This is a genomic window from Elusimicrobiota bacterium, from assembly GCA_041660185.1.
Taxonomy (GTDB): domain Bacteria; phylum Elusimicrobiota; class Elusimicrobia; order 2-01-FULL-59-12; family 2-01-FULL-59-12; genus JBAZWU01.
Genome location: JBAZWU010000007.1, coordinates 87,809 through 101,203 on the forward strand (window position 1 = coordinate 87,809; position 13,395 = coordinate 101,203).

The 13,395-nt window shown below is 54.4% G+C and carries 10 protein-coding genes and 1 tRNA gene; all 11 read left to right on the forward strand.

Going from position 1 to position 13,395, the window contains the following annotated elements; all coding sequences use genetic code 11:
• Nucleotides 1-594, forward strand: coding sequence for an RNA polymerase sigma factor (locus WC859_07125; protein ID MFA5975925.1), 594 nt, complete (start codon nt 1-3; stop codon nt 592-594).
• A complete protein-coding gene (locus tag WC859_07130; protein ID MFA5975926.1) occupies nt 591-1,061 on the forward strand; it encodes a zf-HC2 domain-containing protein in 471 nt (156 codons plus the stop codon). Before WC859_07125 ends, WC859_07130 begins: the two co-directional genes overlap by 4 nt.
• Before the next feature lie 113 nt (nt 1,062-1,174).
• On the forward strand, nt 1,175-1,432 hold the full coding sequence (locus WC859_07135; GenBank protein MFA5975927.1) for a hypothetical protein: 258 nt from the start codon (nt 1,175-1,177) through the stop codon (nt 1,430-1,432).
• Between the two features lie 178 nt (nt 1,433-1,610).
• On the forward strand, nt 1,611-2,168 hold the full coding sequence (locus tag WC859_07140) for a type IV toxin-antitoxin system AbiEi family antitoxin domain-containing protein (GenBank protein ID MFA5975928.1): 558 nt from the start codon (nt 1,611-1,613) through the stop codon (nt 2,166-2,168).
• Between the two features lie 4 nt (nt 2,169-2,172).
• Nucleotides 2,173-3,042 (forward strand): nucleotidyl transferase AbiEii/AbiGii toxin family protein, encoded by an 870-nt coding sequence (locus tag WC859_07145; protein MFA5975929.1) that lies wholly within the window; start codon nt 2,173-2,175, stop codon nt 3,040-3,042.
• Nucleotides 3,043-3,303: 261 nt separating this feature from the next.
• Nucleotides 3,304-3,377, forward strand: a tRNA-Ile gene (locus tag WC859_07150).
• 288 nt (nt 3,378-3,665) lie between these two features.
• Nucleotides 3,666-5,021 (forward strand): TolC family protein, encoded by a 1,356-nt coding sequence (locus WC859_07155; GenBank protein ID MFA5975930.1) that lies wholly within the window; start codon nt 3,666-3,668, stop codon nt 5,019-5,021.
• A 17-nt stretch (nt 5,022-5,038) separates the two neighbouring features.
• Nucleotides 5,039-6,124, forward strand: a complete 1,086-nt coding sequence (locus tag WC859_07160; GenBank protein ID MFA5975931.1) for an efflux RND transporter periplasmic adaptor subunit — start codon at nt 5,039-5,041, stop codon at nt 6,122-6,124.
• Between the two features lie 87 nt (nt 6,125-6,211).
• Entirely contained in the window at nt 6,212-8,896 is a 2,685-nt protein-coding gene (locus tag WC859_07165; protein ID MFA5975932.1) for an efflux RND transporter permease subunit, read from the forward strand.
• The gene (locus WC859_07170; GenBank protein MFA5975933.1) at nt 8,833-9,480 is read left to right on the forward strand and encodes an efflux RND transporter permease subunit; all 648 of its coding nucleotides are present in this window, start codon (nt 8,833-8,835) and stop codon (nt 9,478-9,480) included. Before WC859_07165 ends, WC859_07170 begins: the two co-directional genes overlap by 64 nt.
• 6 nt (nt 9,481-9,486) lie before the next feature.
• Nucleotides 9,487-13,062 (forward strand): efflux RND transporter permease subunit, encoded by a 3,576-nt coding sequence (locus WC859_07175; GenBank protein MFA5975934.1) that lies wholly within the window; start codon nt 9,487-9,489, stop codon nt 13,060-13,062.
• The last annotated feature ends 333 nt before the right edge of the window (nt 13,063-13,395 follow it).

A 13,395-nucleotide genomic window follows, 5' to 3' on the forward strand; every position in this document is an offset into this window, starting at 1 on the left:
ATGAGTCTGAATGAGTGCGAGATTATCCAGGAAGTTCTCTCCGGTGACCGAGAGGCTTATGTTGAGTTGATTAACGCCCATCAGCACAGAGTTTTTCGGTACTGTCTGACGCTCCTGGCCAATGCCTCGGATGCCGAAGCGGCGGCTCACGACGTTTTTGTCGCCGCGTATGAATCTCTGGCGAAGTTTGAAGGCCGGTCTTCGTTTTTAACCTGGATTTGCCGGATCGCTCACAATCATTGCCTGGGATTATTGCGGAAAAGATCCAGCCAAAAAACGGATTCCATCAATGAATTAATGGATTCAGGGAAGGAACCCGTGCTCCTGGAATCCGCCTCGGGTTGGTCCGATGTCCGGAAAGAAGAGTGCCGTCTGGTCCAGGAGGCTCTGGTCCAGATCCGGCCGGCGCACCGTGAAATATTGGTTTATCGGGAAGTGGAAGGGCTGAGTTATGAGGAAATTGCGATGAAGCTAGATTGCTCTCTGGATGCCGTCCGGGCACGGCTGCGCCGTGCTCGGCTGGATCTACAGGATAAAGCCCGACACTTTTTGAGCGGTTATGCATCTATTCAATGTGGAGGTTCCGGCCGATGACCCATGATGAAATTAAAAAAAAGCTGGTGGATTTCTATGACGGCGAAATCTCGGAAACAGAGCGCCGGGAGGTGGCACGTCATCTGCATGCCTGCCGTGAATGCTATAAGGTTTTTGCGGGGTGGGACAAAATAGCTAAAACGTTTTTCTGGAAGATGAGTGCGCCGGAGGGGTTTAGCCGGAAAGTTATGACGACAATCCGGTGTTCGCCGGTTGTTTATCGGAAAATGGTGGAAGACCTGGAGTGGGAAAGATGGCGGAGAATTTTCGCACGGTGGTTTGTACCGACCTTCGCCGTGGCTCTGGCAGGATTTGTTCTAGCGATGAGTCATCCGATCCGGCGTGTTAGCACGTCTGCGGACGAGCTATTGCTCTCCCAAACTGATGGAAACGTTCCTTCGGAGTGGCTAACGTCTTCCAGCCTTTCGCAAAATCAAGTCTTAAGCTACCTTGTGGGGGATCTATGAAACCTTATTTGAAATACATAGCCGGAGCACTGATCCTGGGTTTTTTACTGGGGGGGATGATGGGTCGATTTCTACATCCAGGATTCTTTGAGGGGCAAAGGTCTCCAAATAAAATGTTCGAGCGATTCAGCCGTGATATTGGTCTTCGGGAGGATCAGAAGGCAGGAATCAAGGTCATCATTGATTCGAGTCATCAGCGCATGGATGTTTTGATGAAAGAAGTCGGGCCGAAATTCAAGGAAATCCGGACCACGACCGATGCTGAGATCCGCAAACAACTTGATACGAAACAACAGCAGAAGTTCGATGAGCTGACGAAGCGGTATCGAAACCAGCCTCCCCACGGCCCCCCGGGTCCTCCGCCGCATTAATCGGTCTCCCCACCCGACAGAACCCCCGAACAGGTGGTGAGGTCACCCCTATAGAATCCGCCATTGGCTAGGAAGCTCCGAGATGGTGGCCACTCCAATAGAAACTCCGAAATCTTTTTTAAAACGCTTACAAGTGATTAGTATTGCAAATAGGTTACATCTGATGTAACCTATTTGCATGAGAACAGATCCCGTCGGAAACCATAATCGCCTCTTTGCAATTGCTTCCGGGCAGGCGGGGTATTTCACTGCCCAGCAGGCCAAAAGCGCTGGCTACTACAAACGACTTCAACATTATCACCGGCAGAGGGGAAGTTGGCTGCCTATTGAACACGGGGTTTTTCGTCTGCGTAATTTTCCGGGAACCCCCTGGGAAGATCTGGTTCGCTGGTCCCTCTGGAGCCGCAATCAGAAGGGGGAAATGCAGGCAACGGTTTCTCACCAATCAGCGGCGCAGTTTTACGAACTGGCAGACTATCTCCCTATGAAGGTGCACCTCACTGTTCCTCGTAGTTTTCGCAAGCGTATTAAAGAGGGGTGCGTTATTCATCGCGTAAGCGTTCAACCCGAAGAGATCGAAACCCACGATGGATTTCGGGTCACAACACCACTGCGCACCCTTCGGGACCTTGCGCGGGAGGATGGCGAGCGCGATCAACTGCTTCAAGCGGTTGAAGAGGCGGTGCGCCGCGGGCTGATCACACGCGCGCAAAAGGAAAGTCTTCACCTCTCTTAAATTTATGGAAATTAGAACCTATAAAACAGCCGAAGCGTTTCGCGCTGCTCTTGAAACACGGCTGGTTGCCCGGGCCAGTTCCGGAGGCCTGACGCTGGCCCGTTTACGCCAACAGGTGGCCTTCGACCGTTTCCTTGCCCGGCTTTTTCAGGATGGCAATCCTGACTTTATGCTGAAAGGCGGTTATGCCATGGAACTACGACTCCGTCATAAAGCGCGCTTTAGCCGGGATCTCGATCTAACCGCCAAGCATGAGAAACATATGGATGCGTCCGCATGGCGGGAGAAACTGCAAATGCTGGCTACAAAAGATTTAGGGGATTGGTTTTCGTTTCGGATCGCGGTGTCCTCGATGGATTTGGAAGGGGCTCCTTATACGGGCTACCGCTTTCCGGTAGACGCCCGGCTATCCAGCCGGAGTTTCGTTAAGTTCCATGTGGATGTGGCCAGCGGGGATGCCGTTCTGGATGATCCGGTATGGGTCAAAGGATCGCCTCTCCTGGACTTTGCCGGAATTCCAAGCCCGACCATCGCCCTTTTGCCTTCCGAAACGCATTTTGCCGAAAAGATTCACGCCTACACGCGGCCGCGAGAGGGCCGCCTTAATTCACGTGTCAGAGATCTCATTGATATCGTTCTTCTGCTGGATGAAGGTCTGGAAGATTTGGACAATGTTCGTGGCGCGCTGGAATCAACATTTCGTCGGAGAAAAACACACCCACTGCCGGATACCTTACAGCCTCCTCATTCGACCTGGACAAAACCCTACGCCGATATTGCGGCAGAAATTGGCCTGCGTACCGAAACGGCTGTCGATGCTTTCCAAAAACTATCCGCGTACTGGACTCGCCTTTATCCCAAAGGAGTTTCTTAGCCCAGGCCGAGGGGAGATCGAAAAATGAACTCCGCAGCCTTTGATGTGCCCAGTGCCTGCCAGACCGATGGCAGACCGAAACTGACTTATAATACGTCTCAGGAAATACGTCTCAGGAAATGAAAATTATCCATTCTTTCGTCTATCTGGTGAGGGGATTTGAGGCCCCTAGCCGACACAGCTGTGGCGAACTGAGACAGTCCAATATTGAAAAATAAGCTACGATTAGCATCATATTGCATTTTAAATATGACGATTTTCGGGCCCATAGCTCAATTGGTTAGAGCGGCCGGCTCATAACTGGCGGGTTGAAGGTTCAAGTCCTTCTGGGCCCACTATTTTCCCCAGGTTCCCCGCCACTACGTCTTTGGCGGGCCCGCCAGAGCCTTAGTGGCGGGAAGTCCTGGTGGGCCCAATTTTCCTCCTAAACGCAGCTCAAACCATTCTGATTGTTAACACACATTTAATCTATCCGTGATGTTACCGTAACTTTCATCTCCTATCCTAAGGTTGTCAGATAGGCAGTTATTCCTATAGGGGGCGCGGTTATGAGGCGGAACATCTTAAAGGAAGCAAGCAAATGTTTGATGTCCTTGTTCATGGTCACTCCACTTTGGGGGGACGTGACATCTTCTGCTCCATCGTCCTCCAACGAGTTTATTTCTTTCCAGGCCGCCGAAAGCCTCTCCCTGCAAAACCATCCATCGGTTCGTCTGGCGCAGGAAGAGGCGGCGGTGGCTGAAACCAAGCGGAAAGAATCGAGGCGCGCACTCTTCCCTTCCCTCACCGCCAAAGCGGAAGATACAGAAGGTGATGCGGTTGATACGTTGGGGACCCCTGCTTTTACCGAACGCAGTTATGGGGTGGAAGCCTCCCAGGCGCTTTATGCCGGGGGCAAACTGTATAACACCTATAAACAGGCGCTCTCGACGTGGGAATCCCTGAAAGCCAAACAGGTCAAGACACAATCAGACGTGTTGTACGGAGTCCGTGAAGCGGCCTGGAATTTAATTAAATCGGAAAATCTGTTGAAGGTTTATCGAAAGGCGAAGGACGATCTTGAGAATGAGAAACGGATGGCCGAGCAGTTGCGTTCGAAAGATGTCATTACGCACGAAGCGTACCTTCAGATTCTCTCTCAATACAATCAGGCCATCGCCGCCGTCGAAAGCGCCGAAGCCGATAAGGAAGCGCATGTCTGGCAGTGGACCGCCGCCCTGGGACTTCAAACGCCTCCAGCCTTCCGGCCGGATCTCGGTCCCATTTCAGCTTCGAACGATTCCTGGACTTTGCCGGAGTGTCTCCAGTGGGCCAGTCTCCAGCATCCCGATTTGATCATCCAAAAGAAGACCGCTGAGGCCGCGTACTACGGGCATAACGCCGCCAGAAGCGTTTATAAACCGATCATCAGTTTAAATGGCTTTTACGGCCGATCCGGCGGAGCGTTTCATAGCGAACCGCTGAAACTCAGCGAAGACTGGCAGGCCGGTGTTCAGATTTCCCAGTATTTTTCACTGAGTACGCTGAACCTTTCCGGGTTTGATCAGCATACCAGTCCCAAAATTGGTCAGTCCACGCGGACCGCCTCAAAAACCGCTACGGCCAATGTCGGTATTCTCGATGCTTATCGGAAGAAGGCCGAGGCCCAGGAAGCGACCCTGGCGTATCACCAGGCGGATGTCCAGCGCCTGCGGACGGAGATGGATGTCGCCAACGGGGTTCGGGAGGCTTATGCGAACTGGAAAAAAGCAATCGCCCGTTTGAAAATGGCGGAGAACGATTGTCCGCTGGCTCAAGCCAGCTATTCCATTGCCAAGATCAAAAGCGCTCATCGGGAAGTGCCGCTGTCGGAACGGGCCATCGCTCGCAACCGGCTGGCGCAGGCGGAAGCAGGGCTCGATGAGGCGAAAGCCAATTACCAGATCGCTGTGGCTGCTCTGGCTCATGCGGTTGGCGCGACAGACCGTTTTTACAAGTAACACCTCGGAGGAGTGTCATGAAAAACTATCAACGTCCCGTTCTCATCGGAGCATCCGCTCTCATCCTGGTCGCCAGCGTCGTCTTTTTCCCGCGACGCTCAACGAATTCCTCCTCCAACGTGGCGGAAGCGCTCAGTGTGACCGAACAGGCGGTGACCGCCGAGGTGATTGATCTCAAACGGCAGCCGCTGACGGATGCGGTGGAAGGTCTCATCGGAACCGTCAAAGGAAATACGATTGAACTGACATTCAACGGGCAGGAAGAACGCCTGACGGATGTGCATGTGCAGGTTGGGAAACATGTGCATGCCGGGCAGGTCCTGTTTGAATTGGATCACACGCGCGCTGAGGCGCGCAAATCGCAGGCCCAGATGAGCTTCGAGCGGGCGAAGGAACTTCTGGAAGCGGGTGGAGCTACAAAACGAGATGTGGCGGAGGCTCGAGCGGCTTTGAACCTGGCCCGGAAGGATTACGAGGACACGTTCATCTATTCCCCGCAAAGCGGCATTATCTGCCAGGTTAACCGTCAACAGGGGGAAACCGTCGGACGGAGTGAAGTCGTCGGCGTGCTGGTCAGCGATCATGACAGTTTCTATGTGGAGACGGGCGTCATCGAGGGACTGTTGGACCAGATCGTGGCCGGGCAGGACGCGGTGGTCCAGATCGAAGCCTTCGGCAACAAGGAAATTGCCGGAACGGTCCGGGGTGTTTCGCGTGAAGTGACCACCACCGGACGCACCGGAACGGTGCTGATTTCCCTGCCGAAATCCGTTCAGGACAAACTGCGTCCCGGGTTGTCGGCCCGGTGTTCGATCTACGTCTTCAATGTGTCGAAGGCGCTGGTGATTCCCCGGTCGGCCTATGATGCCAAGAACAACTGCGTTTTCGTGGTGGACAAGAAGAACCGAGCCCATAAAACGGTGGTCAAACTGGGGCATATCACCCGCGACGCCTATCAGGTCCTGCGCGGATTGCACGAAGGGGATCGCCTGATCAAGGATATCGTGGCCACCCCGGTTGAAGATGCCGTGCTGGTGAAACCCGTCCTGGAGCAGTCGGCGGACATGACCCCGTCCGCCGGTCCCGCAGGAGCCTCCTCCTAAGTCGCCGAACTCCTTTCGCAGAAAAAGGATGCGAGAAAGGGATTTTTCATGTATATATACCCCATGGATTTGGAGGGGTAATCCGTAATGAAGAATTTCCTGCAGTTCTGCGTCCAAAGAAAAGTCACGGTGACCATGCTCACGCTTACGGTCATCCTCTTTGGCGTCATGGCCTGGTTCAAGCTGGATCGGGAATTCATGCCGGAACTCCAATTCCCGCAACTGGTTGTTATGACGTCCTACGCCAACGCCTCCTCCCAGGAAGTTGAAAACCTCGTCACCAAGGTCATTGAAGAAGCCGCAGGCACCGTCAAAAATGTTCACCGTATCCATTCGTCCTCCCGGGAAGGAATCTCCATCGTCACGGTGGAGTTCTTGTGGGGGACCAGCATGGACCTGGCTTCCTTGAATCTCCGGGAAAAAGTCGATTTGGCTAAAGCCAAACTGCCCCGGGACGCAGGAGAACCGCGTATTGAAAAATTTAACCCCTTTGCCTTGCCGGTCATCACGCTGAGCCTTTCGGGTCCCAAGACGGACTATGAGTTGTTGACCATGGCCCGCCGTCCGGTGGGAGAGCTGCTCGAAAAGACAAGAGGTGTGGCGGCGGTTTCCATTACAGGGGGTCGGGAACGGGAAATTCTGGTGGAACTGGAGCAGTCCAAGCTGTCCGCTCGCAACCTTCCTATATTAGAAGTCGGCCAATCCATATCCCGCGCCAATATTACGTATCCAGCCGGGACCGTTAAAGATAAAACCTTTGAATACGTGGTTCGCGTGCTGGGCGCTTTTGAGCATGTGGACGATTTGAAGAATATCGTCGTGGCCGTTGACCGGACGCGACTCACGAGCGCTTTGAGCCCGGCGGAAGTCAAACGCAAAAAGCAGCAGGGCTATAGCGCGCATGACGCGCCCAACCCGTTGTCTTTGTCTGCTCTAGGTCAGATTAAAGACACGTTTGCCGAAGCCTCGAGTTTCTCCCGCTACGATGAAAAACCGAATATCGCCATTTCGATCCTCAAGCAAGCGGACGCCAACGTGGTCCGTGTCGCCGATGAAGTGAAGGACAAACTCCCGGAAATCCGCGCGAAGCTGCCCAAGGGTGTTCAGCTGAACGTCGTGTACGATCAGTCTCTCTTTGTCAAAGCGGGCATTCACGGCATGGTGCGTGACGGCCTCCTCGGCGGAGTCCTGGCTTTTCTCGTTCTACTTCTTTTCCTTGGCAATTGGCCGGATGCGGTCGTGGTCAGCACCGCCATTCCAATTTCTATCTTGAGCGCGCTGTTCATCATGTTCGGCAAGGGCATGAGTCTGAACACGATCACGTTGGCGGGGTTGGCGATCGGTATCGGGCATCTGGTGGACGGCGCCATCGTGGTCCAGGAGAATATCGCGCGCCACCGAAGCATGGGACAGACTCCGGAATCAGCGGCTTCGGAAGGTGGCACCGAGGTGTTTGGCGCTGTGACGTCTTCGATTTTGACCTGCGTAGCGGTGTTTTTGCCGTTGGTTTTCGTTTCCGGTGTGATCGGACAGGTCTTCCGGGACTTGTCCTGGTCCGTGATCTTTTCGCAGCTGTCGTCACTGGTGGTGGCTTTTACCTTGATCCCGATGATGTCGGCGGTTGTGGGAAGAGGGAAAAGCGAAGCCAACGCGGACGCGGACGTATCGGCTTATATCACGCGGATTCATGAACGTCTGGCTCAGCGGGCAAAAATCTGGATCGCCAAGTATGACGTTCTGTTGTCCTATACCCTTAAACACCCCGGCACTGTTTTAAAAGGGGCCTTTCTGGCCTGTCTGGCCAGTCTGGTCATCCTGTATTTCATGCCCAAAGCCTTATTCCCGGATGTGGAAGGCAATCAAATTCTGATGCGGCTCGACATGCCCATGGGGACTTCTCTGGAGATAACCAATGCGGTAAGCGCGCGTATCGAGGGAACGCTGAAGGAGTTTAAGGAAATTGACCATCGCTCCGTGACGGTCGGGTCCCTGTCGCAGGAAGGCCTGCAGCCGTTGGGTGCGCACCAATCCCGGATCATCATGGACTTGAAAATACACCGGCGTCATTCCGCACAGAAGATCGTCCAGATGTTGAAAGATCGTTTCAATAAGCAGGACCTGGGTGGCGGACGGTTGTACTTCTTTGAACAGGGCGGCACGTTTTCCTTTCTGGGCGGGCAGGACGCGCCCGTGGTGGTGGAAGTGAAAGGGTATGACCTTGGCAAACTGGAAACCGTTGCCCGCCAGGTCAGCGGCCAACTCAAGAAGGTCGACGGGCTCTATAACATCCGGACCAGCATCAGCGAATCCGCCCCGGAGCTTCAGCTTCAAGTTAAGCGCGATGCGTTGGCGAACGTGAGTCTTTCCGTGGCGGATCTGGCGGAAACCGTTCTGGCCGGCATCAAAGGTAAAATCGTCTCCAAATTCCGTGAAGGCGGGAAAGAAATCGATATCCGCATGCGCCTGCGTCCCGAAGACCGCACGAATATTCACTCAATCGAATCACTTTTTGTCCATAGCCCTCTGGATTTGGACACGCCGATCCGTTCGGTGGCCTTTGTGCTGGAGGGGAAAGGCCCCAGCGAAATTACGCGTTATGATCAACAGCGCACGGTTCTGGTTTCCGCGGACCTGGCCGGGGGTCGATCAACGCGATTGCGGCGGACCTGCGGCCGGTTCTGGCGTCCGTTCAGGAGAAGGATATCTCGCTGGCTCTCACCGGCGAATCCGCCCGCATGGCCGAGTCGTTCGGCAGCATTAAGATTGTGTTGATTCTTTCCATTGCCTTTGTCTTTATGATCATGGCTTCCCAGTTTGAGAGCCTCTGGCAGCCGCTGAATATTCTTTTCACCATCCCGCTTGCTCTGATCGGTCTGGCACCCGCCCTGATTTTAACGGGACACAAGCTGACCGCCATGGCGGGGATGGGGATGATCCTGCTGGCTGGAATTGTCGTGAATAATGGGATCGTACTCGTCGCTTTCGTCAACCAGCGCCGGGAAAGCGGGATGGGTCTTCATGAGGCCCTCTGGGACGGTTGCCATACCCGTATGCGGCCCATCCTGATGACAGCCATCGCGACCATCCTCGGCATGCTGCCGCTGGCGATGGGCATCGGCGAAGGAGCGGATATGCAGGCGCCGATGGCCGTGGTGGTGGTTTCCGGTCTTTTTGTCTCCACGCTCCTGACGCTGCTGGTTCTGCCAGCCCTTTTTGTCGTCATGGAAGAGCAAGTGCTTCCCAGCGATCGGCGACAGGCCTGGCTGAACCGATTGAAAGATCAAACCGTCGTTCTGAAGGACCGTGCGATGGGTTTGGCGAAGTCGATCAAGCTCCCTCGTATCCGCAAAGAATAAGCCTTCATGAATAGCTTTCAGCTCCTTCATTTAGTCGTTTTCGGAGCGTTCATGATTCTGATGGCGCGGAAGCTGCCGCGCTTCGCCCTGAACCGCCCCGTCACGCTCGGCATGATCCTGTCCGCCATTACCCTGTTCGGGGTCGCGGCTGTCCTGAAATCCCCTGTCGAATTAATGCCCAACGTATCCTATGGCAACGTTACGGTATTTGTGGACGTTCGCGGCGGCATGCCGCCTCCCGAAGTCGAGCGCCTGATTACCAAACCCGTGGAAGAAGCCATGGGGACGGTCTCTCATCTGCGCAATCTGATTTCCTCCTCTAAGAAGGATCGTTCGATTGTCACGCTGGAGTTCGAACCCGGGACCGATATGGACCTGGCCGCGATGGAGGTCCGTGAGAAATTCCTTCGCGTGAAACCCAAGCTTCCTCCGGAAATAGAAAAACCTATTATTGCCCGCTATGAAGAATCCGACGCGCCGATCTATATCGCCGCCCTGACGTCCGACCGGCTGACTCCGGAAGCGCTGCGGCATCTGGTGGATGCCGACCTGAAGGAAAAACTGATGCGGGTCAACGGCGTGGCGAACGTGGAAGTGGGCGGGGGTCGGGAGCGCAAGGTCATTGTGGATATCGATCGAAATCGTTTGGCGGCGATGGGGATCCCGATCAAAAAAGTCGTCGGAGTACTCGAGCGGAATAATCTGAATCTAAAAACGGGCGAGGTAGAGGGGTCTCCTACGCTGGTCTTTGGTGTGCGCACGCTCGGGGCCTTCCGGACTCTGGACGATATCCGTGAGATGTCGCTGGCCATCGCCAAAAACGGCGCGCACGTCAGGGTCAAAGACATTGCGGAGGTGAAAGACTCTTTCCTGGAATCCGAAAGCTACTCGCGGTTGAATGCGCGGTCGGCTGTGACGGTCTACATCCAAAAGGAGAGCACCGCCAATACCGTTCGCGTCGCCAGCGCCATTGAAAAAGAGCTGGCAAAATTCAAGACCCGCTTGCCCAAAGAGGTCGAGCTGGTCACTATTTCCAACCAGAAAAAAGCCATTGTGTCGGCGATCAACTCCGTCCAGATGACGCTGCTGCATGGGATCGTGCTGGTCGTACTCGTGCTGCCTCTCTTTCTAGGGAAAACCCGCTTTACCCGTTCAATGGCCGCGGTGCTGCTGGCCAGCGTGACCCTGATGATCGCCTTGTTTGATTTCCTTCGGTGGCCTCTGAGCATCACCCTGTGGCCTGCGGCCGCTATTTTCATAGCGGTGGTTGTCCTGGCTTATCGCCGTCCGGATTTGCGCACCTCGTTTGTGGTGGCTCTTTCCATCCCCTCTTCAGTGTGTATCACCCTGGCGCTCATGTATCTGGAAGGCATTTCGATCAACGTCATGTCCCTCTCCGGCCTGATTCTGGGAATCGGGCTTCTCGTGGACAATGCCGTCGTGGTCATTGAGGCTTACGACCGGATTGTGGCGCACAATCCCGGGCTTCCCTTAAGAGAAGCCATGCTCCAGGCGGTGGATGATATGGTCGGCCCCATGGTCGGGGGAACATTGACGATTGTCGTTGTTTTCCTGCCCTTCTCCCTGCTTCAGAAGCAGACCCAGCTCCTGTTCGCCGGCATTTCCTTTGTCGTCACCGCCTCGTTGTTTTCGTCGCTGTTTATCGCCTTGACGCTGGTTCCTGCGTTGGGCAGTCTCATTCACCCGGAATCCGCCCGGGAGGACTCCTGGGACGAGTGGGTCTCGGAACAGTGGAAGAAACTCAAGAACCGGATTTGGGGTGTCGCTCGTCTCGATCCAATCCGTTTGTCGGTTTGGACGGATTCAGAAGCGGTTTTCCGGAAAAAGGAGACAGGTGTTTATTATGTTGCCGCCGGTGTCGTTGTATTTGTGTCGATGGTTTTGCATTTTCTGATTAAAACAACCTGGCTTCAGGGTCTTTACATTCTGAGCGCCGGCGCGGTCGTGATGACCGGGTTGCCGCTGGTCCTGCGTTATGCGCAGAACCTGTTATGGGCGTTAAACCGCCGCCGGATCGTTTTAGGAGTCATGGGCGGGGTATTTTCCTTTGCCATCTTTATATTCCTGTTCACCCTGCCGAAAGATTTTATGGCGTCGTCGGAACAAAATGAGTTCGTGATTTTCGTCGAACTGGATACCGGGGTCCGGCTCGATATTTCCAATAGGGCCGTCGAGGATGTCGAAAAGATTGTGCGGGACGCTCCGATCACCAAAAGGGCCATCCGGAATGTTTCCTCGAAGGTGGAGGGGTGGTCCTCCAAGGTTTACGTCACCTTAAATGACCTGGCTGAACGGCAGATGTCGACCCAGGAGGTGATCAACGCTCTGCGTCCGGAGGTGGAGAAAGCGATCGAGACGTATGCCAAAGAGTACAAGGCCTTTTGCTATTTCTCGGAACCGCGTACCGGCAAAGAGATTTTCGTCGAGCTTTTTGGTTATGAGTATGACTTGATGGCCAAACTCGCCATGGAGGTGGCCAGCCGGATGGGAAAGTTGTCCGGACTTTCGGATGTGAAGATCCGTTATCGTCCCGGGCGGCCTGAGCTCTCCGTTTATATTGACCCGCTCCGCGCGGCGATCTTTGGCCTGGATACCAAAGACATCTCCGAGACGCTTCACGCGCAGATGCGCGGACTGCGTGCCACGACCTTTTTTGACCAGGCCCAGGAGGTGGAAACCGTTGTCCGCATCCGCCCGGACCAGCGTGAAACCATTGAACAGATGCGCAACCTGCTTTTGACGACGTCCTGGGGTGAATCGATTCCGTTGACGCATGTGGCGATGATTCAGGGAGACCTTTCGCCCAGTGAAATCTGGCACCGGAACCGGGCGCGGATGATCCAGGTTTCCGCCAACCTCGGTATGACGTCGCTGGAAACCGCGGCCCGCCGTGTCAAAGAAGCGATTCGAAAGGTTTCGTTCCCGAGCGAATACTATGCGGACATCGGCGGCCAGTATGAGGATATGATGGCGGCCAACCGGGATTTCTGGAAAGCGTTGATGCTGACGGTGTTTCTCGTTTTTATGGTCATGGCCTGTCAATTTGAATCGTACAGCCAGCCGCTTGTCATCATGGGAACGGTCATGCTGTCGGCGATCGGGGCGATTGCGGCTCTTTGTCTGTTTGGAATCACGGTGACCATGGGTGTGTCCGTCGGTCTTTTGATGCTGGGGGGGATTGTGGTCAATAATGGGATCATGCTGATGGACCGTTTGAATACGCTCCTGAAAGCCAGGCCGGAGCGCTCCACGGCCGAGTTGCTTCAGCAGGCCGGCCTTGAACGAATTCGTCCGATCTTCATGACCAAGGTCACGACGATCCTGGGACTTATTCCGATGGCTATGGACCGCAGTGAAAGCGCTGTGCTTTGGAGCCCGCTGGCCATCACGGTGGTTGGGGGTCTCATCAGTTCCAGTATCTTGACCCTCTTCGTTGTTCCCAGCCTGTATATGGCGGTGGAAGATTTTAAGAGAACCTTTTCCCGAGACAGTTTGCCCTTTCTCACCCGAAACCTACTAGCCATCCGGACCGCAGTTCTATCGAAGCTGAAAAACATATAACCTTCTTGCTGTCATCGCGAGGCCGCCACCGACTGGCGACCGCCCTTCGCTGTTCTCGCAATGACTTCTACGCAAAGTAACTCAAGAGTTTCTGTTCACTCCCAATGACCTTAGCGTGGGTTAGTTTCAATCCAACAATAGAGAACCGCACAATTCCCCCATATTTCTAGATCATTTATTGCTTAGGTCTTCCGACTCGATCCGATGTGCGGGATTTCTCTTGAAATCAACCAGTTTCTGTAATACTAACGACATGTTGGCGAAACATCATTGTAATACGAGATCGATAAACTCAGAAGGCCGAATGCTGCAGAAGATTGAGAGGTCTGAGTT

Excerpts from the sequence above, each read along its gene's own strand:
- WC859_07125 (MFA5975925.1), top strand. The coding sequence starts at position 1 with ATGAGTCTGAATGAGTGCGAGATTATCCAGGAAGTTCTCTCCGGTGAC.
- WC859_07130 (MFA5975926.1), top strand. The coding sequence starts at position 591 with ATGACCCATGATGAAATTAAAAAAAAGCTGGTGGATTTCTATGACGGC.
- WC859_07135 (MFA5975927.1), top strand. The coding sequence starts at position 1,175 with ATGTTCGAGCGATTCAGCCGTGATATTGGTCTTCGGGAGGATCAGAAG.
- WC859_07140 (MFA5975928.1), top strand. The coding sequence starts at position 1,611 with ATGAGAACAGATCCCGTCGGAAACCATAATCGCCTCTTTGCAATTGCT.
- WC859_07145 (MFA5975929.1), top strand. The coding sequence starts at position 2,173 with ATGGAAATTAGAACCTATAAAACAGCCGAAGCGTTTCGCGCTGCTCTT.
- WC859_07160 (MFA5975931.1), top strand. The coding sequence starts at position 5,039 with ATGAAAAACTATCAACGTCCCGTTCTCATCGGAGCATCCGCTCTCATC.
- WC859_07165 (MFA5975932.1), top strand. The coding sequence starts at position 6,212 with ATGAAGAATTTCCTGCAGTTCTGCGTCCAAAGAAAAGTCACGGTGACC.
- WC859_07175 (MFA5975934.1), top strand. The coding sequence starts at position 9,487 with ATGAATAGCTTTCAGCTCCTTCATTTAGTCGTTTTCGGAGCGTTCATG.